Source organism: Niveispirillum sp. GW835-FHT14G11 (assembly GCF_058793615.1).
Genome location: NZ_JBXAFZ010000002.1, coordinates 170,177 through 195,788, shown reverse-complemented (window position 1 = coordinate 195,788; position 25,612 = coordinate 170,177). Strand labels below are relative to the sequence as shown.

Below are 25,612 nucleotides of genomic sequence, written 5' to 3'. Positions count from 1 at the left end.
CGCTGAACGGTTCCGGCCAGCATTCTCCGGCCCAAGGTGTTGATCCAGCAAGTGGAAATATTCCTCATGACTTCCCAGGATGATGGCGAAACGACGGGCGGCACGCCGCAATATGAAGGCCATGTCGATCTCGTCGCCGAAGGCGTGCTGATCGGCTGGGCGCGTCGGGTGGATTCCGACGCGCCGGTTTCGGTCAGCATCTACAGCCGCGGGCGCTTGGTGAGTGCCGGCAGTGCCGCACTCTACCGGGCCGACCTGCAGGCGGCGGGCAAGGGCAATGGTTGGCATGCCTTCCGCGTGCCGCTGCCGCCCGGCGTGCCGTTGGATGGTCTGCGGGTCGATGCCGACCAGATCTACACGCTGCCCCTGTCGCAGTCCCTGCGGTCTGCGATCGGCGACACGGCGGTGGTTTCCACCCCAATACCCGTTTCCGCCCCGGCGACGGGGCCGGTCGTCTGGCTGGACCTGTCGGACTTCCTGTTTTACCTGCGCCATCACAAGACCGTGTCCGGCATCCAGCGGGTTCAGTGCGAAATCGTTCGCGCCCTGCTGGCCGGAAGCGAGCTGAACAGCCGCTTCTGCATTACCTCGGCCGAAGCGCTCGAATATTACGAGATGCCGGGGCCGGTACTGGCCAGCCTGCTCGACCATCTGGACACCAACAACGCGGTTCCGGAGGCGGAATGGATCGCCTATGTGCGGATGATCGCTGACACGGACCGGCTGCGGCCGGCCCATATCGTGCGCGGCGACATGTTGTTCGTGCTGGGCGCCTTCTGGTGCCTGCCGGAATCGGTCTATCTCATCGCTTCCCTGCGCAGCCGTGGCGTGCATGTCGGCGTCTACATCTATGATCTGATTCCGTTGAACAATCCGGAATATTGCGACGGCAGCCTGGTGGACATTTTCGTGTCCAGCTTTGCCCTGGTCGCGCAGATCACGGACTTGATCTTCACCATCTCGGCCTTCACCGCACAGGAGGTCGCCGCCTATTACAAGGCCATCGGCCTGCCGGCGAAGACCATCAAGCCGATCCCCCTGGCGCATGAGATGCATCCCGGCGGCGAGACGGCACAGCAGTTGGCCGGTGATGGCGCGAACCAGCGCCTGGAGGCGATCGGCGGCCCCTATGTGCTGTGTGTCTGCACCATCGAAATCCGCAAGAACCACGTTTATCTGCTGCGCATCTGGCGCGAACTGCTGAAGCGGTATCCGCGCGGGCAGGTGCCCAAGCTGGTGCTGGTGGGGCGACGTGGATGGCGGGTCGAAGACTTCTTTGGCCAGCTGCAGGCGTCGCGCAATCTGGACGGGCATGTGCATGTGCTGCACGACCTGGACAATGCCGACCTGCAGGTCCTTTACAAGAATTGCCTGTTTACCGTTTTCCCGACCTTGTGCGAGGGCTGGGGCCTGCCGGTGGGCGAGAGTCTGACCTATGGCAAGCTCTGCGTCGCGTCGCACGCCACCTCAGTACCCGAGGTCGGCCATGAATTCTGCACCTATATCGATCCCGACAATGTCAATGACGGCTACCGGACCATCGAGCGGCTGATCTTCAACAAGGATGAGCGGACGGCGTTGGAGACGGCCATCCGCACCCGGTTCCAGCCGCGCAGCTGGAACATGGTCACCGCGAAGTTCGTGGCGGAGATCGTTGATTATTGGCGCAAGGCGCCGGCCAGCCTGCCGCCCGTGGTCGTCGCCGGCCGTGGTGAGCTGGTGCAGCTTCAGCGCAAGGCGCTGATCCTCAGCACCGAAGCGGTGGCACGGGAACGGCCCGATCATCAGCTTATCTGCACCGAGGGCTGGCACAGTCCCGAGGCCTGGGGTACCTGGGCGCGGGGACGCAGCAGCCGCCTCGACCTGCTGCTGGAACTGGCCACGCCGCCGCCAGGTTCCGGGCGTGTCCGCGTCTATCTGCTGCTGCGCCGCCCGTCAGGGCTGCCCGGAACGGTGCTGACGGTCAGCGCGCCCTGTGGTGCCGTGCGCAAGCTGAATATCGGTACCCGCACCAAGTATCTGACCAGCCTGGAATGCACGCCGCTGCCGGCCGCCGCCGGATTTGGCGGGCTCAGCCTGACGCTGCTGCTCGACGGGGAAGCCGCGAAGCAGGAGGATGGCCGCCTGCTGGGGATCGGGATCAGCGCCCTGGTCGTGGTTGATGCCGACGATGTGGGCCAGCGGCTGGAGGCGCTGGAAAGCCTGGTGACGCTGGATTGACCGCTTGAGAACAGGCGGGGCCATGCGGCATAACACGCGAACATCTTTGTGATGCGTCCGGGTCAGGCTTTGGAGACAGCGATTCGTGCTTCAGTCATCGGCAGGAACGGTTGACATGCCGCGCAGGATATTGGTGACCGGGGCGAACGGCTTCGTCGGTGGGCATCTGGTGTCGGAACTGGTCCGGCGGCTTCCGCCCGGCGGCCGCGTCTTCGCCTGCGGCCGGGCCGGCATCGACCCTGGCCTGGCCGGGGTGGAGCCGCTGGCACTCGACATGGGCGATGGCGACCAGATCGAGGCTGCTGTTCGCCAGGTGGCGCCGACCGACATCATCCATCTGGCCGGCATGTCGACCCTGGCCGCGGTCGTGGCCGACCCGGATCGTGCCTGGCGCGTCAACCTGTTCGCCACCTTGCGCCTGGCCGATGCCATGGCCCGGCATTGTCCGGGTGGTCGTTTCCTGTTCGCCGGCAGTTCGGAGGTCTATGGACGAGCGTTCCAGGGCGGGAGGGCGGTTGACGAGATGGTGCTGCCGGACCCGACCAACCTCTATGCCGTCATCAAGGTGGCGACGGAGATGGCGTTGCGGCTGCGGTCACCCGATCGGCTGACCGTCCTGCTGGCACGGCCCTTCAACCATGTCGGGCCGGGCCAGCGGGAGGATTTCGCCCTTTCCTCCTTCGCTGCCCAGATTGCCCGAATCGAGAACGGCCTGCAGCCACCCGTCATCAAGGTGGGCAATCTGGAAAGCGAACGCGACTTCCTGGATGTGCGCGATATCGTCGATGGCTATTGCCGGATGCTGGAGCGGGCAGGGACGCTGCCCAATGGCGTCGTGGTGAATTTCGCGTCCGGGGTGCCGCGGCGCATGCGCGATGTGCTGGATGCGCTGCTGGCCATGGCCCGCGTCCCGATCGAGGTGGTGCCCGACCATAGCCGCATGCGGCCCAGCGATACGCCGCTGGTGCTGGGCAATGCCGACCGGGCGCAGGATCTGCTGGACTGGGCACCCCGCTATACCTGGTCCCAAACCCTGGCCGATATCCTGGATCATTGGCGTGTCCGGGTGGCGCGGGGCGAATAGCCTTCGGGCGCCACCCGGCAAGCCCGGAAAATGGTGGAAGCAGATGCCGGATGATCCCTGGGAAGTGCTGGAACGCCGGCTGTTGCTGCGGACGGCGCGGGGCATCGAGGTGGCGGTGGAGACCGTCCGGTTGCCGGATGGGCGCATCGTCGATGATTACGAGCAGATCGTCGTCGGCGATTCCGCCAGCGTCTTCGCCGAAACCGCCGATGATCGCGTGGTGATCTTGCAGCTTTACTGCCACGGTGCGCGCCGATCCTGCATCGGGCTGCCGGGCGGGCGCGTCGATCCATCCGAAGCGCCATTGGCCACAGCACAGCGGGAGCTGCTGGAGGAGACCGGCTACACCGCCTCCGGCTGGCGTCCGCTGGGTTCCTTCACGCGCAATGGCAACCAGGGCGGTGGCGTGGATCACCTGTTCCACGCCACCGGCGCCCATCAGGTCGCGGCACCCGATCCGGGTGACCTGGAACAGATCACCGTGGCTGTGCTCAGCCGGGAGGAATTGGCAAAGGCGTTGCGGGACAACAGCATCGCCGTGTCCGCCCATGCGCTGGGCGTGGCGCTGGGTTTGCTGGGAGCTGTCAATCCAGCGCCATAGGGCGTAGTTCATAATTATTGACATATAGGTTCTTTATCCTATATCTGGAGATGACATTCTCACTTGTCATCCTCCCGAAAGGATCGGACCTATGCTCGTGCTACCCATGGATGATTATGGTGAACGTATCCAGGCCTTGCGGCCGGAGCGGGCGCAGGTGCTGGCCGTCGGTGCGGCTTCCGTGCCGGCACAACCCTTGGCCGCCGATACAAGGGTGATCCGGCTCGTCTCCACGGCGCCTTGCTTCCTGGCCTTCGGGCCGGCCCCCGTTGCCACCACCGACAGCCATTATCTGCCGGCGGGCGCCCCGGAATATTTCCGGGTCATCCCTGGCGAATCCCTGGCCACGCTGCGGGTGGGCCTTGATGGCGCGCTGCATCTTTCGGAGATGTCGTGATGCTCGCGCGGATCGGCCGTCTGCTGGCGCCCGTCCTGCGCGCCGGCGCATCGTTGACCACCCGGTCCGGGCGCGTGGTGACCACGCGCCTGGGCCAGCGCCTTGTCAGGAGGTGAGGCATGTCGGATATCGCCATACATCAGTTGCCGCCGGCGGGCACATTGACTGGATCTGAAAATGTTCCTATTGATGACGGTGCTGCCACCGTCCGGACAACCGTCGCTGCGTTGCGTGCGGGTCTGTCCGCCTCTACGCACGGCCATGGGGTCGCCGACGTCACCAGCCTGCAGGCCGCGCTTGATGCCAAGGCGCCGCTGGCCTCGCCTGCCTTTACCGGTATGGTCGCATTGGCGGCGGGGGCGGCTGCGGCACCCGCCATGTGCCCGACCGGCGATGCAGATACCGGTCTGTTCTTCCCCGCTGCGAACATGCTGGCCCTGGCCACTGGCGGTGTGGAGCGGCTGCGCATCGCCGACGATGGCAGCTTCCAGATCCGGCCGCAAACCGGGGGCGGGCACTATCTGGGCCTTGTCCCCACAACGGCGCACCTGGCCACAAGCGTGGCAGCCGTCGGTCTGACGGTCGCGGATGGCGGCGGTCACAGCGGCGTCTTCGTCCACAACACCCATAATGGCACCCACAGCAGCCAGGATATCCGTCTGAAGACGGCACAGGGCGGCGCCACGGCGTCCGTGGAACGCGCCCGCGTGGCGGCTGACGGCACCATCACCCTGGGTGGTGCGGTGGGGGCCGAGGGGTTGCGGGTGCTGCCCGCAGCCGGCGCCAACCGCGCGGTCACTGTCACCGGCAGCAATGGTGGCGACCCCATCCTGGCCACGACAGGCGGGCGGATCGCCTTCGGGGCGGTGCCGGTCCTGCCCAGCTACACGGTGGCGACCCTGCCGACCGCCACGGCGCGTGGCCTGGCCTATGTCTCCGACGGCGCCACCAACAGGCGGCTGGCCATAAGTGATGGAACCAACTGGCGCTGGCCCGACGGCGCCCTGGTATCGTGAAGGAGAATCCCCATGCAGACGACCAAGCATCCCTATGAGTTCCTGGCACGGTGGGACCGCAATGGCGGCCTGACTGGCGCCCATGTGCAATTCCGCTATGTCACGCAGGCCGACGACGGCACCATCCTGGGGGAGTTCGTGGGCACGGCCGAGCCGGTGGCATCGGGCGTCGCCGCCGGCTTTCCCCTCACGGAGATATTGTCGCCACTGACCTTCGCCGCCTTGGCGGAGCGTGACGCCGCCCTGGCCGAGCGCGACCTGCTGGCCGCGAGGTTGGCAGGAAACACGGCAACATCGTAAGGTAAGGCCCGCCGCCCCGGATTACGCGTCGGACCCCCACCGGTGGCGTGGCGGCAGGGCCAGACCCGTGAAGGGCACCCCGTCGAGATTGAGGTTGGGATTGTAATAGGGGTCGCGAACGGCCACATGGGCCCACCGCCGCCGCATGTACAATTCCTCCTTCATCGCCCGCGCCATGCGTTCCGGGGTGGCGTCGCGGCCGCGGCTGACGCTTTCCAGATGGTAAAGGTCGATGTGCGGGGTCCAGACGATCAGCTTGCCGCGGTCGCGCAGACGCAGACAGAAATCGACGTCGTTGAAGGCGACGGGCAGGTTGCGCGCATCGAACCCGCCCAGCGCCAGGAAATCGGTCGCGCGGCAGAACAGGCAGGCGGCCGTCACAGCACTGTAATTGCCTGCTACGCGGCTGCGGTGGAAATAGCCGTCGTCATCGACATGCACGGTCTGGAAGGCATTCTCCGCCAGACCACCCGTGCCCACCACCACGCCACCGTGCTGGATCATGCCATTGGCAAAGCGCAGCCGCGCGCCCACCGCCCCGACCTCCGGCCGGGACAGAAGGGCGACGGCGGTCGCCAGCCATCCGGCACTGATCAGTTCCACGTCATTGTTGATGAAACCAATCAGTTCGCCCCGTGCCTCCGTGACGGCACGGTTGTTCATGTCGGCGAAGTTGAAGGGCGCGTCATAAGGCACGACGCGGAACCGCTGCGCCAGCCGGCCCTGCTCCAGCCAGGCCAGGGTTTCAGGATCCTGGCTCTGATTGTCGATGATGATGATCTCATAGGGCGCACCAGCGGGTTGAGCCTCGATGCTCTCCACCGCCGCACGCACCAGCGAAAGCCGGTCGCGTGTTGGAATCAGCAGGCTGACCAGGGGCGGGGCGGGCGGGGTAGGCCAATCCACCTTCCGCAATCCCTCCCGCTCATCGATGGTCAGGACGCGCGCACCCTTGGCGCCCCGGGCCGACAAATGGGTCACCACTTCCTGGGCCGCATGCGCCGCCAGCAGGGGGCCCGGCATCATCCGCAATTGGCACAGCACCTCGGGCAGATGATGGACGCGTCCATGCGGCCCCGCCCGCAGCAATGCCCGCAGCCGCAGGGCCGTGGCCGAGGGGCAGGGGCCGATATCATGCAGCAGGGACTCGCGAAGCAGCGTCAGGCCACGCGTATAATCCTGGGAAAGGCAGAGATCGTAGCTCCAGTCCGGCCTGAACCAGGGCAGGGGCCCGGCTTGCGCCGGCACCTCGGCATCGGCATAGAGGATATCGGCGCCGCTGGCCTCCAGCGCATGCGCTGCGCGCGCCAGGGCACCAGGCAGCAGCACGGCCCCCTCGTCCAGCACCACCATCACGGCTGTCCCTGCCTTCGTGTGCATGCGGACAGCAACGGCGGCAAGGCCGGGCCGGGTGGCCGCCAACATTTCAGGGATATCGTCGGCTTGCGCCGGCAAAAGCGCGTCCCGCCATTCGACATAGTCGCCAAAGCCGATGCTGGCCGGCAGGATGCGGCCGACCTGCTCCAGGTAACAGCGCAGCAATGCCGCAAGCCGGCCTGCTTCGGCATCGGCCGGATCTACCCGGCCGGCCAGTTCCAGAAGCATCGGGATCGGGCCGGCGCCCAGGCAAATGAAGGGCAGGGGGCTGCCGGCCAGAAGGCTTCCATCCTCTGCGCGTATCTCCACCAACCGTTCCTGACCATCAAGGGTCCGATAGGGCATCAGCAGGCTGAAGGCATGGTCACCGTCGCCGAGCCCCGCATTGATCAGATCGCCCCGCCGCTCGTCCGCCATGGCGGACGCCACAACCTGACCGTCGATCCAGGCCTCGACCCGGACATGGCGCTGGGCCTGGTCCGGTCGCCAGCACCAACCGCGGATCACCGCGCCCAGGGTATTGTCGACATTGCCTTGGATGATCCCCAGGGGCAGCGGCGATGCCGCATCCGCCGCCGCTCCAGCCATCCGGCCGATATCGCCGAACACCACAATGCCCGACGCCACATCCCGCACGATGACCGGGCGGCCGGGCTGGAGACGGACCTGGATACGGAACCCGCACTGGCCGTCGCCGTGACCGGCGGCAGCCACATCCTGACGGTCCAGGTTGGCCAGTCCGGCGGCAAGCAGCACGCCGTCGCATTCCACCGCCAGGATCAGCCGCTGATCCGGCTTGTCCGGCACACAGACCCAGCCGACCAGGACGTTATCCACGTAGCTTTCAATGTGCCCGACGATGCGCATGCCAATCCTGATTCCCGAAGAGCAGGGTGCGCCAGCCTACGCCGCCAGAGCGCGGTCCAGAAGGGCCGGTGTCAGCGGGCCGAATTCCACGACGCGCCCATGTTCAAGCACCATCACCTTGTTGCAGAGCCGTTCCACCAGCGGGCGGCTGTGGCTGGCGATGACCAGCATGCTGGCGCGGTCGATCAGCGCATTCACCCGGTGTTCGGCACGTTCCATGAAGGCGGCGTCGCCGGCCGTGATCCATTCGTCCAGCAACAGGATCTCCGGAGAGATGGCCGTCGCCACAGCGAACATCAGCCGCAGCAGCATACCTGACGAATAGACCTTTACCGGCAGGTCCAGATAGCCACCAAGGCCGGAGAAGTCACAGATATCCCCGGCGTAGGAGTCGATCTCCGCCGCACTCATGCCCAGCAGCAGACCGCGCAGGCGCACATTCTCCCGCCCCGTGGCATCGGGATCGATGCCCAGCATCAGGTCGAACATGGGGGAGACCCGGCCCTGGACGCTGACACGGCCCGCGGTTGGCTCATAGATGCCGGCCATGGTCCGCAGCAGCGTGCTTTTGCCCGCGCCATTATGACCGATCAGGCCGACCCGGTCGCCTTCGCCCAGGTCCATGTTGACGCCGCACAGCGCATCGATATGGACACGCGCCCCCGGCTCCGCACCGATACGCCCACCGGTGGACAGGTTCAGCGCCGTCTTCTTCAACGACCGCCCGTGCAGCCCGAAAATCTGGAACCGGACGGCGACATCTTCAAGTCGGATATGGACGGGCATGGGCGATCAAATCCAATAGGCGACGCGGGGACGGGAGGCGCGGAAGATCAGCAGGCCAACCAACAGGCCCGAGAAGGCGATGAAGCCCGATACCAGCCAGTGCATGGGATCGGAATGTCCCGTGGTCAGTGGCTGGCGCAGGATCTCCACCAGATAATAGAACGGATTGAACATCAGGGCCGGGTGGCCGGCGGCCAGGAAGCTGCCCTTCCACAGCACCGGCGTGATGAAGAAGGCACCCGTGATCAATGTGGCCACGATCTGCGACACGTCACGAAAGCGCATGCAGATGCAGGCCAGCGCCAGACCCCAGCCATACCCCGTGACCAGCAGCAGCAGCAGGGCCAGCACCGCCAGGCCGATATCCACCAGCGACACGGGCACGGCGAACCAGATGAGTACGCCCACGATGATCAGCGCGTGATGCAACAGGACCAGTGCGTTGCGTGCCACGACCCGGTAGACGAAGACGGTCAGCGGCAGGCGCATCTGCCGGATGTACCCTTCCGCCCCGATCAGGGCCATGCAACTTTCATTGACCAGACCGGTGATCAGGGTCCAGGTCACCATGCCGATGGCGACATGTGGCAGATAGGCGTGGATATCGATATTGAACAGGTTGGCATAGACGGCGCCGATGCCCACCGTGAACGCCGCCATGCTGATGGTGACCCAAAGGGGGCCCAGGATCGAGCCGCGGTATTTCTGGCGAACGTCACCCGTGGCTAGGCTCAGCCAGATGCGCCACGACGCCAAGCCCCGCATCATGTCGGACAGGGCCGCGGCCAAGGAGGGGGTGCCGTCTGCGACGAACCCCCCATACCAGCCCCGACCGCCCGATACCGGGCTGGGTCGTTGTTGCGACATGGTGGGACGCTCTCCTCGATCTCGATCAGGGCACATATATAGCATCGTTATTTTTGATCAAAGCCTTATACCCGCCGTAGTGGGAACCGCCCCTGCGTTATGATGGGGCGGGTGAACTCCGGCCGTGCTTGACACCACCATGCCGAACCCGCCACCTTCGCGTCGCAGGCCCTTGGAGGGCAGCCGGAAGGACGATGATGGTGCAAGCGGGGTTTGAAGCGGCCGAGGGGGATGCGACCGTATCGCCGATCGAGGCCCACAGCATGCTGGAGGGTTTGCGTTTTATCGCACGACACCATGGCTTGCACCTGTCGCGCGAACAGCTGATCCGTGAAAATGTGCGTGACGGTAACGAGGTGACGCCATCGGTGATCGCCGCCGCCGCCAAACGATCGGGGCTGAACGCCAAGGTCACACGCATGCGGTTCGAGCATCTGATGCGGCTGGGCCGTGCCGTTCCGGCATTGCTGCGGCTGCGCGACGGCACAGCCCGCGTTTTGATCACCAGCCACGCCGGCGGATCGCCGCCGGTCGTCGTGCTGCGCCATCCCATGGATGGCGGACAGCCTCGGCCCTACGACATGGTCGGGCTGGCGGAAATCTGGGACGGGGACGTCATCCTGTTCAAGCGCCAGCAGACGGCGACGATGGACAGCAGCGATTTCAATCTGGGCTGGCTTGTGCGGCAATTGGGCAAGGACAAGCGCATCTATCGCGATGTCGGCCTGTCGGCGATCGCCATGTCCTTCTTCGCGCTGGTGCCGCCACTGCTCTATTTCCTGGTGGTCAATCGCGTGCTGGTGCACCAGCGTATGTCCACCCTTTTCGTGCTGGCCGTGGGCATGCTCTTCGTGATCGTCTTCGACACGCTGTTCGGCTATCTGCGTCGCCGGTTGGTGGCGGAGGGCACGGCCCGGGTCGATGCCCGCATCGGTACTTATATTTTCGACCGCCTTATCGGGCTGCCGCTGGATGTGTTCGAACGGCAGAGCACGGGGACGATCAGCTACAAGGTGGGTGAGGCCAACCGCATCCGCACGTTCCTGACCGGCCAGGCCTTCACCACATTGCTGGACAGCTCCGTGCTGATCGTGCTGCTGCCGGTCATGTTCTACATGCATACAACGCTGACCTTCTTCGTGCTGGGTCTGGCGATTCTGATGTTCGTCATCATCCTGCTGTTCCTGCCCGCGATCGGGCGGTCCTATGCGCGGGTGGTGCTGGCGGAACAGCGCAAGGGATCGCTGCTGATCGAGACGATCCACGGGATGCGCACCATCAAGACCCTGGCGCTGGAGGGGCGACGCCGCCACCAGTGGGACGATGCCGCCGCCGAGGCCGTGAAGGCCCATCGCGACATGAGCCTGCTGACCAACCTGCCACAGACGCTTCTCCAGCCGGTCGAAAAGCTGATCTATTCCGGCTCGCTGCTGCTGGGCTGCTATCTGGCATTGACCACCCAGGAAGGGGCGGTTGCCGTGGGGGCACTGGTGGCCTTCACTATGCTGGCCGGCCGAATCACCCAGCCCTTTGTGCAGATCGCCAGCCTGCTGCAATCGGTGCAGGAGGTGCAGGGTGCGTTCGCCCAGGTGGGGTCGCTGGTCAATGTGCCGGCGGAGGACACCCGCTCCACCCACGGGTTGCGCCCCCGTTTTGTGGGCAACATCGTTTTTGATGAGGTGCGGTTCCGCTATCCCGGTTCGCAATCCTATGCGCTGGACCGCGTCACCTTCCACCTGCCGCCGGGCAGCGTCACCGGCATCATGGGGCGCAGCGGATCGGGCAAGACCACCGTCACCCGGATGCTGCAGGGGCTGCACCAGGATTATGACGGGTTGATCAAGATCGACGGAACGGACCTGCGCCAGATGGACCTGTCGCATCTGCGCGCCAATCTGGGCGTGGTGCTGCAGGAGAATTTCCTGTTCACCGGTACGATTCGCGAGAATATCGGCATCGTCCGACCCGACGCCACCTTCGAGGATATCATCGAAGCCGCGCGGCTGGCCGGGGCAGAGGAATTCATCGAACGTCTGCCGGCCGGTTATGACACCGTCCTGACGGAAGGGGCGACCAACCTGTCAGGCGGCCAGCGCCAGCGGCTGGCCATTGCGCGCGCACTGCTGGTGGATCCGCCGATCCTGATCCTGGACGAAGCGACGAGCGCGCTGGACCCCGACAGCGAAGCCATCGTCAACAACAACCTGCGCCACATTGCCGACGGGCGGACGATGATCGTCATCTCGCACCGTCTGGCATCGCTGGTTGATTGTGACCAGATCATCGTGATGGAGCGTGGCCGCGTCTTCGACATGGGCACCCATGAGGAGTTGCTGGACCGTTGCGCCATCTACCGTCATTTCTGGTACCAGCAGAACCGCCATCAGTCCCCGCAACCCGGAGCAAGCCATGAACGGTCGATCACTGGTCCTGCGTCCTGACCGCAGGGACAACGCCGCCGATCAGGCGATCAATGATTTCCAGTCGCACATGGCGGAGATCACCGGCGCGCCCTATCCGATAAAACTGCGCATGACGGTTCATGTGCTGGTGCTGATGCTGGTCGCGGCCATCGTTCTCAGCACCGTCATGCATCTGGACCGGGTGGTGTCGGCATCGGGCCGGCTGGTATCGCGCACACCGACGCTGCTGGTCCAGCCGCTGGAGGCCACCGTCCTGCGCGAAATCATGGTGCGTCCGGGCGAGCTGGTGGCAAAGGGTGATCTGCTGGTGACGCTGGACCCGACCCTGTCCTCGGCCGACGTCTCCACCCTGCGGGCAAGTCGCCAGGCGTTGCAGGCCCAGGTGGCGCGGCTGGAGGCGGAACAGGCCGAACAGCCGATGGCAGAGCCGGACCCGCAAAACCAGGCGGCGATGAACGAATATTCCATCTGGAAAGCGCGGACGGCGGAGCGCGAGGCGCGGCTGGCGGTGTTCGACCAGAAAATCCAGGGGACCACCGGTCTGATCACCAGCGGCCTGCGCGACGCGGAACATTACCGCGCCCGTCTGAAGGTCAGCGAAGAGATCGAGGGCATGCGGTCGGAACTGGCCCGCAAGGAGGTGGGCAGCCGCCTGAACGTGCTGATCGCCCAGGACACCAAAGCCGAGATCGCCCGCAACCTGTCCAACAGTGAACAGCAGGTCCGTACTTCCCGCCACGAGCTGGAGAGCATCCAGGCCGAGCGGGAGGCCTATATCCAGGAATGGCGGTCGGAACTGACTACGCAGTTGGGAGCCAAGCGCACGGAGCTGGGTGAGGTGGAGGACGGCCTTTCCAAAGCCGAGTTCCGTCGCGATCTGGTGGAATTGCGGGCTGTCGCCGACGCCACCGTGGTCAGTGTGGCCGATGCCGGTGCCGGCTCTGTTGTACCGTCGGGTGAGGTGCTGGTCACCTTGATGCCGACCAATGCCATGCTGGAAGTGGAAGCTGACGTGGCCGGCATGGACCAGGGCTTCGTCAAGGTGGGTGACGAGGTGCAGGTGAAGCTGAACGCCTATGAATTCACCCGCTTCGGCACGGTGAAAGCCGAGGTGCGGTCAATCAGCGAGAACAGCTTCGCCCAGCGTGATGACGGGACAGTCGCCCCGGAGCGGTATTACAAGGTGCGGGCCGAAATCAAGTCGGTCGATCTGCGTAACGTACCCGACAACCTGCGTCTCATCCCCGGAATGCCGCTCCAAGCGGATATCGTGGTGGGGAGCCGTCCGATCATCGCCAACCTTCTTGACCGCGTCATCGCCAACACCCAGGAAGGGTTGCGGGAGCCGTGATCCTGGAAAGCCGGGTCCTGTACCGCCTGGACATGGTTTTGACTTTGGTTGGCACGGTGGAGCCCCTATAATCAGGGTGGGGCGGGTTCGGCACGTGCTTGGGATTCCTTAAGTTTCCCGGCATGTATATTTGCAATTTTGTGCGGCCTCGGCCCGGGATGGCCGCACATCAGTTAAAGACAGAAATAATCATGGCCATTTTGCGTAAAATTAATAGGCTCAAGAGTGAAATGTCGGATTATGTCGATTTCTTCCGCGCCTACATCGCTACCCCTTTCAAGCCGAATTATATTCGTCGGAAATGGGATGGTGCCGATATTCTTCCTGGGGCAAAGCGGGTCGCTGTTTTCAACCATTTCGACAAGAAGGGCGTGATACATGACTACGTCCTTTATTATTTGAAGGAACTGAAGTGCGCCGGCTTCACCATCGTCTTCACCAGCAATTCACCGCGGTTTCCGGACGCAAGCGTTGAACGCCTGAAGCCGTTTGTGGCACGGATTCTGTGGCGATCCAATGTCGGCTATGATTTCGGCGCCTTCAAGGACGGGATTGCCCAGGTACCGGATGTAACGGCCCTGGATATGTTGCTGGTCACCAATGATAGCATTTACGGGCCTTTGCAGGACCTGGGCAAAGAGATCGGCCGGGCCGATGCAGGCCAGGCGGATGTCTGGGGCATCACGGACTGCTGGTCACACCAGTTCCACCTGCAGAGCTATTTCGTGCTGTTCCATGCGCAGGCATTGCGCGACCGCGCCTTCAGCCGTTTCTGGACCCGCCTGCCTTATTTCCGGAACAAGCATTGGGTTGTGAAGTATGGGGAAATTGGTCTGACGCAGTTTTTCCTGCGCCATGGTCTGCGGTGCCAGGCCTTGTTCCCCTATCGCGACATGGTGGCAAGGGTATCGCCCCGGATCGAGGCATATCTGACGGAAACCAAGCCGGAGAAGGACCCGGTGCGCTATCGCTATCTGGAAATGATGGCACGGTTCCTGCGTGAAGGCGTGGCGTTGAACCAGACGCATTTCTTCTGGGATGAATTGCTGGTCACGTTCCGCTGCCCCTTCATCAAGCGCGACCTGTTGCAGCGTAATCCCGTGGGCATCCCCTTCCTGCATTATTGGGAAACATTAATGGCGGAAGTCTCCCCTTATGACGCCAGTCTGATCGTGAAACATCTCGAACATTCGATGCGCAACCGGGTTTATTGACCAGAACATGGGGTGGGGTTCTCCTCACTCCACCTTTCTGGACCGGCCCGCCGCAAATCCAAAGCGTGTTTTCGTCACCAGGGAATGGTGGCCGGTGGCGAAAAATATCAATTAAACGCAATGGGATAATAGAAAGCTGCAATGATTGGAACGCCTGTGCCCACCGGCGGCGACCGATGGTGCAGGACGAGAGGGGTGCCAGTATCCCGGTCTGGACAGAATGACCGGCCAATCTGCGCGTCCCGGCGTCGCGCTTCACCGCCGAACTGCTGCGCGACCAGCGACGGATCATCGGCAGTTCCGACGCGTGCGGTCGGCATGGCCATGGATGCGGTGGGGGAGTCGGGAAATCGCGTCCTTCTATGATAGGACGCTGGGGACAAAGCCGTAATCCATCGATCAGCAAACCGATGGGTCACCCGCGCTTTCGCCCATCCGCCGGCACCAGCCGGCTGCCAATGCCAATAATGGCAGAACCGCGCCGGTGACCCCAGTCATATGGATAAAGGCATGGATCAAGGCCGGGCACCGCGTGTGTGTGACAGCCACCCCGTCGGCTGCAAGCCTGTCCGCAAGGGCCTCCCCCTCATCCCGCAGCGGGTCGTACCCCGCGGTCAGCAGCATGACCGGCGGACAATGGCCCATGTCCCGTCGATGCAGAAGATTGACGCGGGCATCCGCCAGCCGGGTGCCGTCGGGCAGCAGCATCGCAGTGAAGGTCTGCATCGACCGTTCGGTCAGCAGATACTCGCCGCCGAACTGTGTCCGGCTGGGATGGGTTTGGGCGAAGGCCACGACCGGATAGAACAGCAGCGCAGCGCAGGGGCGCGGGCCCCCGGCGGGTGCGTCCAGCGCCGTAGTCAGCGCCAGATTGCCGCCCGCAGAATCCCCCGCGACGATCAGCCGGGCAGGGTCCAGGCCCCATGCAGGCCCCTCCCGCCCGACCTGGGCCAGGATACAAAGGGCGTCTTCATGGGCGGCGGGGAATGGATGTTCCGGGGCCAGACGATAAGTTGCCGCCACGACCGGCAGGCCCGACAGCACGGCCAGACGGCGGCAGACCATGTCATGGCTATCCAGCCCACCCGCCACGAAACCACCGCCATGGAAGAACAGGATCGCCGGGCCCGGCCTGTCGTTGCCACCGGCTGGACGGTACAGGCGTCCGTCCAGAACACCCGACGCCCCCTGCAAGATGAGGGACTGTACGCTCACCGGCTGGGCGGGGGGCGGCCCCTCCATCATCCGGCAATTCTCCGCCAAGACGGTCCGCATCACGGGAACGGGCAGGTCGGCCAGATCGGGTTGCCCCAGGGTACGGATATGTGCCAGCAGGCCAGCGATATGGGGGTCCAGTTCGGTCATGCCAAAGTACTCCATTGTCGCGTCGGCGCCGACGTGCCGGGCATCAGGATGATCGGCTTGATCACCTGCCCCTGCTCCGATGCCTCCACCGCCGCATTGATCTCCGCCAGGGGATAGAACCTCACCAGCCGATCGAACGGCAGCTGGCCGTCACGGTGCAATTGCACCAGCCAGGGGATGAAGCGATCGGGATCGGCGTCGCCTTCCACCACCCCGCGCAGGCGTCGCCCCCCGCTCAACAGATGGCCGCCATCGACGGCAATATCCTGGCCATGGGCGATGGCACCGACCACGGCGCATTCACCCATGGGGGCCAGCATCATGATGCCGCTGCGGATGACATCGGCGCGCGCTGTGGTGTCGATGCTGTAATCGACCCCCACCCCCTGGGTCATGGCCAGGATAGTAGCCACCGTATCGGTGCCGATGGGGTCGATCACCGCCGTGGCACCCAGGGACAGGGCCATGTCGCGGCGGGCGGGTTGCGGGTCGATGGCGATGATAGGGCCGGCCCCCACCATTCTGGCCGCCATCATGGCGCAGAGACCCACGGTTCCGGCCCCCATGACCACCACGCTCTGCCCCTCCCGGACTTTCAATGCGTTGGTGACGGTCCCGACGCCCGTCATCACCCCGCATGCCAGCGGCCCCAGCAGGGCCAGGGGCGCATCGGCAGGCACCTTCACGACGTTGCGTTCATGGGCCAGGGCGTAGGTGGCGAAACTGGACTGGCCGAAGATATTGCCATGGATCGGTTCCCCGTCCCTGGACAGCCCGCTGCTGCCATCCAGGCGCGACCCGAAGAAATTGCGGGGGAAGAATTCCCGACAATAGGAGGGGGTCGCATTGGTACAGGATGGGCAGGTGCCGCAGCTATTGAAGCTGATCACCACCGGGTCACCGGCTTTGACTTTTCGCACGCCCGGCCCCACGCTTTCCACGATGCCGGCCCCTTCATGGCCCAGTACCACCGGCTGCGGCACGGGCAGCAGCCGGTCGCGCATCACCATGTCCGTATGGCAGATACCGGTGGCCAGGATGCGGACCCGCACCTCCCCCGGCAACGGGTCTTCGATATCCACCGGTTCCAGGAGGAACGGGCCACCAGGTTCGCGGGTCACCGCCGCCGTGATTTTCATGACAGCTCACCCTTTCAGAACGGATAGGCGGGCGGGCGGGCCTTCACCGTGGACCAGCGCCAGGTGGAGAACTCATCCCAGTTGGCGGGGCCACTGATGCGGCCGCCATTGCCGGACAGGCCGAAACCGCCGAACGGCGCCGACGGGTCGGCCAGCACTGTCTGGTCATTCACATGCAGATGCCCGACACGCAGCTGTGCGGCGATCGCCTTCGCCCGTGCCAGATCGTTGCCGATGACGGCACCCGCCAGACCATAGGTCGTGGCATTGGCCAGCCGCACGGCCTCGGCATCGTCGGTGAAGGTCGTGATGACCGCCACGGGGCCGAACAGTTCCTCGTTGAAGGCGGGCATGCCGGGCCGGACATCGGCCAGGACGGTCGGCGCATAGAAACGGTTATCGATGCGCCCGCCGGCCAGCAGCCTGGCCCCCGCCTTCACGCTGTCCTGCACGATGGCGTCCAGGCGCTGCACCTGCTGCGGCGTGATCAGCGGGCCCAACGCCACCTCGGGATGCGTGTTTGGGTCGCCGACCGGCAAGCACCGGGCCTTTTCCACCAGCCGCTCTGTCACGGCATCGGCAATCCCCTTGTGCAACAGGATACGGCCCGTGGCCATGCAGATCTGGCCCTGATGTAGCCAGGCACCCCAGGCGGCGTTGGCGGCGGCCAGGTCGGGATCGGCATCATCCAGAACGATCAGCGGGTTCTTGCCGCCCAGTTCCAGCTGCACCTTCTTCAGGTTCTCCCCGCACAGGGCGCCGACGCGCCGCCCGGCCCGGGTCGACCCGGTAAAGGACACCATGGCGACGGCCGGGTTGGTGCACAGTTCCTCCCCCGCCTCGGCATGGCCGGGCAGGACATGGAGCAGGCCCGGCGGCAGGCCCGCCGCCTCGAACAGCTTGGCGATGATCAGGCCGCCCGATACCGGCGTGCGGGGATCTGGCTTCAGCAGCACCGCATTGCCGGCCGCCAGCGCCGGCGCCACGGCCCGCAGCGACAGGACCAGCGGAAAATTGAAGGGGGAGATGATACCGACGACACCCAGCGCCACCCGTTCAGCCAGACTGTCGGTGCCGGGATCGGCGGGCAGGACATGACCGCGCGGTTCCAATGCCTGGGCCGCCGCATGGTCGATGAAGCCCACCCCATGGTCGGGTTCCAGCCTTGCCTTGGCCAGGATGGAACCGCCTTCGCGGACCAGCCAACCCGCCACCTCCTCGCGATGCTGACGCAACAGGTCGGCGGCGCGGTGCAGGATGGTGGCCCGCGCACCGGGATGCAGCGCCGCCCAGGCAGGCTGGGCCTGGGCGGCCCGTTCCGCCGCCGCCGCCACCTGTGCCGCACCGGCCAGGCCAACACTGACCAGCACCCGCCCCGTCGCTGGTTCCAGCACCGGCAAGGGACCGGCGCCCTGCCGCCAGCCGCTGCTGTAGAGCAGCCCCTGCCAGCCTTGTCCCATCAGGGATGTAGTTTCTTGCGTCGCCATCATGTCCCCCGTCCGCTCAACCACGCACGCGCAACGTCAGGAACCATTCGCGCGGCCGCGAATAGGTGCCGGTGGTGTTGCCGATGCTGCTGTTGGACAGGCCGGTGACCAGATAGCGCTTGTCGGTGGCGTTGCGCACACCGGTCAGGATCTGCCAGTTGCTGTCTGCCGGTCGGTATTCAGCGGACAGGTTGACGACTCCATACCCGCTCTGGATCAGAGCCGGGGTGTTGGTGGCGTCCTTGGCCTGGCTGCCCTTATAGACATAATCAGCACGCAGCGTGCCGGTGCCGGCCTCGCCCAGCCCCAGCTCATAGGCGCCGCCCAGATTGAAGGTCCAGTCCGGCGTGTTCACAAACTTATTGTCCAGCGCGATGGTCGATCCGGCCTCCAGCTTGCGGTATGCGGCATCCAGGTAACCGAGAGCCGCATTCAAGGTGAAGGCGCCGGTCACCGCTGCTTCCGCCTCCAGCTCAAAGCCCTTGATCCGGCCCGTGCCGGCATTTTCGAAGGTGGGGGAGATGCCACGCTGCACCACGACCTGGATGTTCTTGTAGTCGGTCCAGAAGGCGGCCCCGTTCAGGCGCAGGCGCCGGTCGAACAGTTCCGACTTGATGCCCACCTCATAGGTGTCGGCCGTCTCCGGCTCGAAATCGGGGGCGATGCCGCTGGGTTCCGGGGCCGTCAACCGCGTGGTCCATCCGCCCGACTTGAAGCCCTGGGCATAGGACGCATAGGTCAGCACATCATTCGTCAGCTTGTATTCAGCCCCCAGGCGCACCGAACTGTCGGTGAATTTCTTGTGGTTCACGCCCAACGGATAGACGCGTGTCAGGTCCGTCTGGTCGGGATAGAAGGCGGCGGGGAAGCCCATTTTCAGTGCGAAACTGTTCAGGTCGCGCTGCCGCCCGTCGAACCGCTTCTTCTCCTGCGTATAGCGCGCGCCAAAGGTCAGGCCGATACGGTCGGTCAGCTGGAAATTATTGTGGGTGAACAAAGCCCAGGCGACATTGCGGAAATCATTGGGGCCATAGACCTGCACCAGCCCTTCAACAAAGGGAACCGTGTCCAGCAGACTGCCCGTTTCCTTGAAATAATAGGCGCCAACCACCGATTTCAGCCGGTCATCGAAGCCGGTGTAATTCAGCTGCAGCTCTTGCGACACCTGCTCCTGTCGCATGTTGAAGGATGTGTCGGAGATGACGAAGGGCGCGCCGCCATTTTCCACGCCAAAGGCGCTGTCCAGATCGCGATAGGCGGTGATCGACTTGAAGCCCAGGGATTGCGACAGCGACCAGTCAAGCGTGGCGGACAGGCCATAAGTGTTCACGATGGAATAGTTGCTGCCCCGGGCATAGGAGGTGTCGATATCCCCGGTAATGAAACGGTTGTCATAGGGCAGGCGGTTGTTGGACGGGTCGGCATCGACATTCACACCGGCCAGGCCCGCTCCCACCGTTCCGCGCGGCCCACAGGCGGCTCCCAGCCCGATGCTGGCCAGCACCGTCGGCGGCAAGCTGATACAGGCATTATAGACCGACGCGATGGACTGGCTGGCCGGATCGGTGATGGTGCCCAGCAAGGTGCTGGGTGCCGCCTGTTCATTGGCCCAGGAGGCATCACCCGCCAGCACCAGCTTCACATCCTGGTTGGGCGTGAAGGCCAGCTTGCCACGCAGGGTACGGACATTCTCGTTTCCCTGCCGGTCACCACCGGGCGGGCGCGACGTGATGAAACGGCCCGTATCCGTAACGAACTGCTCTGCGCCTGGAAAGGGGATGCGCTTTTGATATCCGTCGCGTTCCTTGGAGGAGAAGGAGACGGACGCCGCCAGCTTTTCTTCCACCAGCGGCACATTGACCGTGCCGCGCACGTCCAGCCGGTGGAAGCTGCCGGTGGTCATCTCTGCCTTGTACTTGAACTCATCGGTCGGGTCGGCGGTGACGACCGAGATGGCGCCACCGATGGTGTTGCGGCCGAACAAGGTACCCTGCGGCCCCTTCAGCACCTCCACCCGTTCGATATCCAGCAGATCGACGGCGGCACCCACGGTACGGGCGAAATAGACGCCGTCGACATAAAGCCCGACACCCGGTTCCATGTTGAACGCGAAGTCGTTCTGCCCGATGCCGCGCACAAAGGCCGACACAATGGTGGACGAACCGGCGAAGGGCGAGGCCTGGTCGATCTGGATATTCGGGGCGAAATCGGTGACCTGGGTGACATTGGTCAGGCCCTTGGCCTCCAGCGCATCAGCACTCAGCGCCGTGATGGCGATGGGCACTTCCTGCAGGTTCTCCGCCCGCTTCTGGGCGGTAACGATAATCTCTTCCAGCATGCCCTGGCCGGGATTATCCTGCGCGTGGGCGATTGCCGCCAGACACAGAAACGGCACGGCGCAAACGGATGCCTTCAACAGCGCGGATCTCGCGCTCCTGCTGCCCTTCATGATGTACCTCCCAGTACAGGCGCCTTTGTTATTGGCGCTAATTGTACTGAGATATAATCATTTGCCAGGCAACGGCGCTTGACCGAGGCGGCAGGGAAACTTGTTCAAAACGGCAATTGGACAATCTCGCCCATGCCCCGTCAGTCGCCGGGCGGGCGCCAGATTGGTCTCACACCACCGCGAACGGGTCCTGGCGATAGTCGCGCGGTGATCGACCGTACCGGGCCTTGAAGGTGCGGGAGAAATGGCTGGCATCGTTGAAACCACAGGCGAATGCCACCTCCGTCACGCTGCGCCGGGCATGGTGCGGGTCGCGCAACTGGCGCGCACATTCCTCCAGCCGGCGGCGCAGGATATAGGCGGTCAGGCGTTCGTCATCGCCGGCCAGCAGCAGGCGCAGATACCGCGGCGACAGGCCCAAGACGGCGGCGACACTGCTGGGGCTCAACTCCGGATCGAACAGCCGCGCCTCGACATGACGGCGGATGCGGGCCCGGTGACCATCGGCCAGCGCCCCTTCATCCGCCATGGTAGCGAACTGCATATGGCAGGCGGTGGCGAACAGGTCCAGAATAGTGGTGCCCAGCCGGTCCCCCACCGTGTGGGACAACCCGTCGCCATCATCCGCCTGTTCCCAGACCTCCGTCACCAGCGTGCGGACCATGCGCATCGGCCCTGCCGCCCCTTGCAAACGACGGCCCAGCAGGTGACGCGGCGCCACCACCCGGCGGCGCAATTCCGACGCCGGGATGCCCAGGATCAGGGTTCGCGACAGGCCGGACAGGCCCAGATCATAGGGAGCGGCCGTGTCGCAAAGCACCATGTCGCCCGGTTCCAGCCAGCCTTCGCGCCCATCCTGGACGGCATGCATGCGGCCTTCCAGCTGTGCATGCAAAAAATATAGATGCTCACCGGCCAACGCGACCCCATGGCGGCGGATGATGCGGGCAGGCGCCGACACGGCGTGGGCGATGGACAGGCCGCCCAGCCCGGTGCTGCGGATATGGTTGTCGAATTCGCCGGGCACATCCGGCTCCACATCCAGATCCGTGAAGACGGAGGACAGGACCTGTTTCAGATAATCGATCTTGGCGCGCGGCGACGGCAATCCGCTGGTGGAGAAACGTTGCATGGGCTCTCCCTGACCATGTCCACCAGTTTAGCACAGCTGGATGCATGGTTTATTGCGGATACCATGACATGTCCCGCGGTGCCGGGCCAGCGTCGCCTCGATCCCCATCAAGGCCTGGACGGCGCAATCAGGCAGGGTGGAGGGGGAACGCAGACAGCGTCGCGCACGCGGGGCCTGCGACGGCGGGTCTGTGCCGACAATGCCGTCGCCCTTGCTGGCGCGTGGGGGCAGGTCAGTTCCCGGTCGTCTGCGCCGCTGACCGGTTCAGGCGATGTGGAGGCCGAAATCTTCGACCGTCGACGGGGTGGCGGCCTTCTCATGTCGCACCAGCGGGCATATCAATCCTCCGGCGCGATCGTTACCACCAGCCCGTCCAGCGCATCGCTGAGCGGGACCTGGCAGGATAGGCGGGAAGCAAGCTGGCGATGGCTGGAACTGTCCAGCAGATCATCCTCGTCCCGGCCCACGGGCGGTATCGCGTCGTCGAAGCCGGGGCCGACATAGACGTGGCAGGTGGCGCAGGAACACATGCCGCCGCACATGGCCAGCACGTCCTCAACGCCGCCATCGCGCAGCGCCTCCATCAGGGAGATGCCACTATCAGCCACCAGGGATTGCTGTTGACCGCTGCGCGTGATGATGGTCAGGGTGGGCATGGATGAAACCGCCTTTGTCAATCAGATGGAGATGGTCAATCCCCCGTCGGACCGCAGCATGGCGCCGGTCACATAGGGGCTTTCAGTGCGGGAAGCCAACAGGACATAGAGGCTGGTATGGTCCTGCGGACGGGAGACGAATCCCAGCGGCATATGCTGTTCCATGACCGCCATGCGTCCGGCGTCCGCATTCATCTCGCGTCCCTGCTGGCCCAGGGCTGCCGGGCCGGAAATGCCGGTATCGGTGGCGCCGGGGGCCACGCCATTGACACGGATATCCGGGGCCAGTTCCTTGGCCAGTTGCAGAACCAGCCCACGCAGGGCGAACTTGGACGCTGTATAGAGCACGCCCCCGCCCCCCGCCAGGAAGCAGGCGTTGGAGCCGGTGACGATGACGCTGCCGCGTGACACCCGCAGCGGGTGCAGTGCGGCCCGCGCCCCATACAGCGCACCCAGCAGATTGACGCCGAAAATCTCCTGAAACCCGCTTTCCAGTTCGGACGGCGAGAGCTTCTCCAAGCGCTTGTGAAAATCCCACAGGCCGGCATTGGCGACATAGGCATCCAGCCCGCCAAAATGCGACAGGGCGGTATCAACGGCAGCCTGTGCCGTTTCATGGCGCGAGACGTCGCCCATCACAGGCACCGCCCCCAGCCGTTCCAAGGCCTCGGCATCCGCCGGCCTGCGCACGACCGCTACCACCTGCGCCCCCTCCGCCAGATAACGGCGGACCACGGCATTGCCGATGCCCGAACCCGCACCGGTGACGATGGTGCGCATCCCCTCCAGCCGGCCCATCAGAAGAACACCGACAGGTTCTTGGTCAGCAGCACCGATTGCGGCAGCAGGATCAGGCGGCGAACCAACTTGAACCCCTGGTCATCGGCGCGGATCAGGTCGCGGCGGCGGCCCGCCAGGATGGCATCGTCATGTTCGATGCGGTTGCGATACTGGACGAAGGTGGAATGCACCTCATACTCCCCCGCCACCGCCGTCGCGAACGCCTCGACATTGGCGATGATGTAGACATGGCGAGTGGGCGGGTCTTCGGTCCAGACCAGGTTGCTGTCCAGCCGGCCGATGCGCATCGCGATGTCGGCCTTGCGCTCATCGAACAGGGCCATGGCGTCGGGGTCCGGATGCCGGCGCTTGTCGCGACGGAACCGGTTTTCCTGCAACGGCATCCAGTAGAACAGATCGTCGGCCAGCAGGTCGTACCAGTCATGGTAGCGTTCCTCATCCAGCAGCCGAGCCTCCCGCCGGTAGAAGCGTTCGATCCGCGCCAGCATCGCGTCGGCCACCGGTTCGCCATCGCCGCACATGGCAAGAAGATGCTCGGCCGCCTGCCGGGCTGCGTCACGGTCCAGGGTCGGGTAGGTGGTATAGTCGGGCTTGCGATCCATGGCGCTCATTCCGCAGCCTCGCTGACCTGGGTGGGGGCCAGCGGGATGTCGGCCCAGCTGTCGGCATCCATGAATTCCGCCCAGCGGCGATAGAAGGCGCGCTGGTTGGCATCGGACAATTGCCCAGCGGTCACGGTGCCCGGCAGGTCGGGCAGGGTGGTATCCTCCGCCGGCGCCATGGCGTAGCAGAGCTTCTGGTTGCGGGTCACGAAGCCGGCATTGGCCTTCGTGGAATGTTCCCAATTCTCCCCGTCATCCATCTCCAGGAGACCCGATGGGGAGAAGGTGCGCATGGAACCGCGGCGGAACCGGTCCTTGATGTCGTCGGGCATATTCTTGGGCACCAGGGTCCAGGCATGGATTTCCGTCCTGTGCGGTCCCTTGGGCTGATAGGTGCGGAAGGTGAAATAGCCGGGCAGGAAGGAGAAGTTGGGGAAGATGGTGGCCGATGCCACCGACCCCCACATCCGTGCCCGGAACCGGCCCAGCCGCTGCGTGATCGCCGCCTCCCGCGAGCGCATGTAGCGCAGCAATTCCCGGTCGCCCATGGTGGCGGCATTGCCCAGGAAACTGTCGTTGAATTCCCAGCCATGGCCATTGGTGGAAACCTGATAGCTGCCCTCATTGCTGACGATGACGCCGCCATGGCGGCCCAGGGCGGGTTCCGCCCCGCCCAGATGCGTCCAAAGCGCGTGATAGATATCGCCGGCGAAATTGTCGGCCGGGAATTTCCAGTTGCAGTTCAGCACCGACCGCGTGGCTCCGCCGGGCAGGAATTCGGTCCCGCCTTCCTCCACGTCCAGCACGGCGTCCAGGTACCAGCGGAAATCACCCAGATAGTCGCCCAGGCCGGGAGCCTCCGGATCGAAGGTGGCGAAGACCAGGCCCTTGTAGCTTTCCACCCGCGCCCGCTTCAGGCCCCAATCTTCCATCCGGAAGCCGGGGGTGGATTTGTAGAGCCCCATCTTGGGCATCTTCTTCAAGGCCCCATCCAGGCCAAAGGCCCAGCCATGATAATTGCAGGTGAAGGCACGGCCCTGGCCACTATCGGCGAAGCAGACGCGGTTACCCCGGTGGGGGCAGGAATTCAGGAAGACATTGACGGCGCCGTCATCGGCACGCGCCACGATGACGCTGTCCTCCCCCATATAGGTGGTCACGAAGGCACCGGGCCTGGCCACCTGGCTCTCATGCGCCACGAACAACCAGGCGCGGGCGAAGATCTGCGCCAGTTCCCGGTCATAGATTTCGCGTTCCCAGAAGATCCGGCGATCGATCGCCCCGAAATCGGCGTCGACCAGTTCTGTGGCTTTGATCATGCGGCTTCCTCCCAGTAACATACTGTAAGGTATGTCAATGGGTGGGTGCTGTCCAGCCCCTCGTCCGGCAGGCGGCGGCGGGGGCGCGAAGATCGGCTTTAAATCCATAGATACCAATACATTATCTCCAATTGCCCAGACGGCAATGGTTGTTTCAAT

General features: G+C 64.5%; 21 protein-coding genes. 9 read left to right on the top strand and 12 right to left on the bottom strand.

Features of this window, described 5'->3' with window-relative positions:
- Positions 1-66 precede the first annotated feature (66 nt).
- The 6 genes from AC1Q7F_RS04470 (at position 67) to AC1Q7F_RS04445 (ending at position 5,618) form a co-directional block, all read left to right on the top strand.
- A complete protein-coding gene (locus AC1Q7F_RS04470; RefSeq protein WP_492504223.1) occupies positions 67-2,220 on the top strand; it encodes a glycosyltransferase family 4 protein in 2,154 nt (717 codons plus the stop codon).
- Positions 2,221-2,335: 115 nt separating this feature from the next.
- The gene (locus AC1Q7F_RS04465; RefSeq protein WP_492504221.1) at positions 2,336-3,304 is read left to right on the top strand and encodes a GDP-mannose 4,6-dehydratase; all 969 of its coding nucleotides are present in this window, start codon (positions 2,336-2,338) and stop codon (positions 3,302-3,304) included.
- A 43-nt stretch (positions 3,305-3,347) separates the two neighbouring features.
- Positions 3,348-3,905 (top strand): NUDIX hydrolase, encoded by a 558-nt coding sequence (locus tag AC1Q7F_RS04460; protein WP_492504219.1) that lies wholly within the window; start codon positions 3,348-3,350, stop codon positions 3,903-3,905.
- A 91-nt stretch (positions 3,906-3,996) separates the two neighbouring features.
- Positions 3,997-4,302 carry a hypothetical protein gene (locus tag AC1Q7F_RS04455; protein ID WP_492504217.1) on the top strand — a complete coding sequence of 102 codons (306 nt, stop codon included), beginning with the start codon at positions 3,997-3,999 and terminating at the stop codon, positions 4,300-4,302.
- A gap of 119 nt (positions 4,303-4,421) precedes the next feature.
- Positions 4,422-5,318, top strand: coding sequence for a hypothetical protein (locus AC1Q7F_RS04450; protein ID WP_492504215.1), 897 nt, complete (start codon positions 4,422-4,424; stop codon positions 5,316-5,318).
- Between the two features lie 12 nt (positions 5,319-5,330).
- Positions 5,331-5,618, top strand: a complete 288-nt coding sequence (locus AC1Q7F_RS04445) for a hypothetical protein (RefSeq protein WP_492504213.1) — start codon at positions 5,331-5,333, stop codon at positions 5,616-5,618.
- A gap of 21 nt (positions 5,619-5,639) precedes the next feature.
- On the opposite strand, the gene AC1Q7F_RS04440 is transcribed toward AC1Q7F_RS04445, so the two are convergent.
- The 3 genes from AC1Q7F_RS04440 to AC1Q7F_RS04430 are packed head-to-tail and all read right to left on the bottom strand — an operon-like array spanning position 5,640 to position 9,515.
- A complete protein-coding gene (locus AC1Q7F_RS04440) occupies positions 5,640-7,862 on the bottom strand; it encodes a glycosyltransferase family 2 protein (protein WP_492504212.1) in 2,223 nt (740 codons plus the stop codon).
- A 36-nt stretch (positions 7,863-7,898) separates the two neighbouring features.
- The gene (locus AC1Q7F_RS04435; RefSeq protein ID WP_492504210.1) at positions 7,899-8,648 is read right to left on the bottom strand and encodes an ABC transporter ATP-binding protein; all 750 of its coding nucleotides are present in this window, start codon (positions 8,646-8,648) and stop codon (positions 7,899-7,901) included.
- A 6-nt stretch (positions 8,649-8,654) separates the two neighbouring features.
- Positions 8,655-9,515: an ABC transporter permease gene (locus tag AC1Q7F_RS04430; protein WP_492504208.1), complete on the bottom strand. Its 861-nt coding sequence runs from the start codon at positions 9,513-9,515 to the stop codon at positions 8,655-8,657.
- Positions 9,516-9,709: 194 nt separating this feature from the next.
- On the opposite strand from AC1Q7F_RS04430, the gene AC1Q7F_RS04425 reads away from it, so the two are divergent.
- From AC1Q7F_RS04425 to AC1Q7F_RS04415, 3 genes are all read left to right on the top strand, one after another.
- Positions 9,710-11,956 carry a peptidase domain-containing ABC transporter gene (locus AC1Q7F_RS04425; RefSeq protein ID WP_492504206.1) on the top strand — a complete coding sequence of 749 codons (2,247 nt, stop codon included), beginning with the start codon at positions 9,710-9,712 and terminating at the stop codon, positions 11,954-11,956.
- The gene (locus tag AC1Q7F_RS04420; protein ID WP_492504205.1) at positions 11,925-13,289 is read left to right on the top strand and encodes an HlyD family type I secretion periplasmic adaptor subunit; all 1,365 of its coding nucleotides are present in this window, start codon (positions 11,925-11,927) and stop codon (positions 13,287-13,289) included. The genes AC1Q7F_RS04425 and AC1Q7F_RS04420 overlap by 32 nt, the downstream gene beginning before the upstream one ends.
- A 158-nt stretch (positions 13,290-13,447) precedes the next feature.
- Positions 13,448-14,503 carry a rhamnan synthesis F family protein gene (locus AC1Q7F_RS04415; protein WP_492504203.1) on the top strand — a complete coding sequence of 352 codons (1,056 nt, stop codon included), beginning with the start codon at positions 13,448-13,450 and terminating at the stop codon, positions 14,501-14,503.
- Between the two features lie 399 nt (positions 14,504-14,902).
- On the opposite strand, the gene AC1Q7F_RS04410 is transcribed toward AC1Q7F_RS04415, so the two are convergent.
- The 9 genes from AC1Q7F_RS04410 to AC1Q7F_RS04370 all read right to left on the bottom strand — a co-directional run bounded on the left by AC1Q7F_RS04410 (position 14,903) and on the right by AC1Q7F_RS04370 (position 25,453).
- Positions 14,903-15,868: an alpha/beta hydrolase gene (locus tag AC1Q7F_RS04410; protein WP_492504201.1), complete on the bottom strand. Its 966-nt coding sequence runs from the start codon at positions 15,866-15,868 to the stop codon at positions 14,903-14,905.
- Positions 15,865-17,007: an NAD(P)-dependent alcohol dehydrogenase gene (locus tag AC1Q7F_RS04405; protein ID WP_492504199.1), complete on the bottom strand. Its 1,143-nt coding sequence runs from the start codon at positions 17,005-17,007 to the stop codon at positions 15,865-15,867. Before AC1Q7F_RS04405 ends, AC1Q7F_RS04410 begins: the two co-directional genes overlap by 4 nt.
- Positions 17,008-17,021: 14 nt before the next feature.
- Entirely contained in the window at positions 17,022-18,494 is a 1,473-nt protein-coding gene (locus AC1Q7F_RS04400; RefSeq protein WP_492504197.1) for an aldehyde dehydrogenase family protein, read from the bottom strand.
- Between the two features lie 16 nt (positions 18,495-18,510).
- Positions 18,511-20,943 carry a TonB-dependent receptor gene (locus tag AC1Q7F_RS04395; RefSeq protein WP_492504195.1) on the bottom strand — a complete coding sequence of 811 codons (2,433 nt, stop codon included), beginning with the start codon at positions 20,941-20,943 and terminating at the stop codon, positions 18,511-18,513.
- A gap of 169 nt (positions 20,944-21,112) precedes the next feature.
- Positions 21,113-22,075: an AraC-like ligand-binding domain-containing protein gene (locus tag AC1Q7F_RS04390; RefSeq protein ID WP_492504193.1), complete on the bottom strand. Its 963-nt coding sequence runs from the start codon at positions 22,073-22,075 to the stop codon at positions 21,113-21,115.
- Between the two features lie 338 nt (positions 22,076-22,413).
- The gene (locus tag AC1Q7F_RS04385) at positions 22,414-22,731 is read right to left on the bottom strand and encodes a 2Fe-2S iron-sulfur cluster-binding protein (protein WP_492504191.1); all 318 of its coding nucleotides are present in this window, start codon (positions 22,729-22,731) and stop codon (positions 22,414-22,416) included.
- 21 nt (positions 22,732-22,752) lie between these two features.
- Positions 22,753-23,529, bottom strand: coding sequence for an SDR family NAD(P)-dependent oxidoreductase (locus AC1Q7F_RS04380; RefSeq protein WP_492504189.1), 777 nt, complete (start codon positions 23,527-23,529; stop codon positions 22,753-22,755).
- Positions 23,529-24,143, bottom strand: a complete 615-nt coding sequence (locus tag AC1Q7F_RS04375; RefSeq protein ID WP_492504187.1) for a 3-phenylpropionate/cinnamic acid dioxygenase subunit beta — start codon at positions 24,141-24,143, stop codon at positions 23,529-23,531. Before AC1Q7F_RS04375 ends, AC1Q7F_RS04380 begins: the two co-directional genes overlap by 1 nt.
- On the bottom strand, positions 24,140-25,453 hold the full coding sequence (locus tag AC1Q7F_RS04370; protein ID WP_492504185.1) for an aromatic ring-hydroxylating oxygenase subunit alpha: 1,314 nt from the start codon (positions 25,451-25,453) through the stop codon (positions 24,140-24,142). The genes AC1Q7F_RS04375 and AC1Q7F_RS04370 overlap by 4 nt, the downstream gene beginning before the upstream one ends.
- Positions 25,454-25,612: the final 159 nt, after the last annotated feature.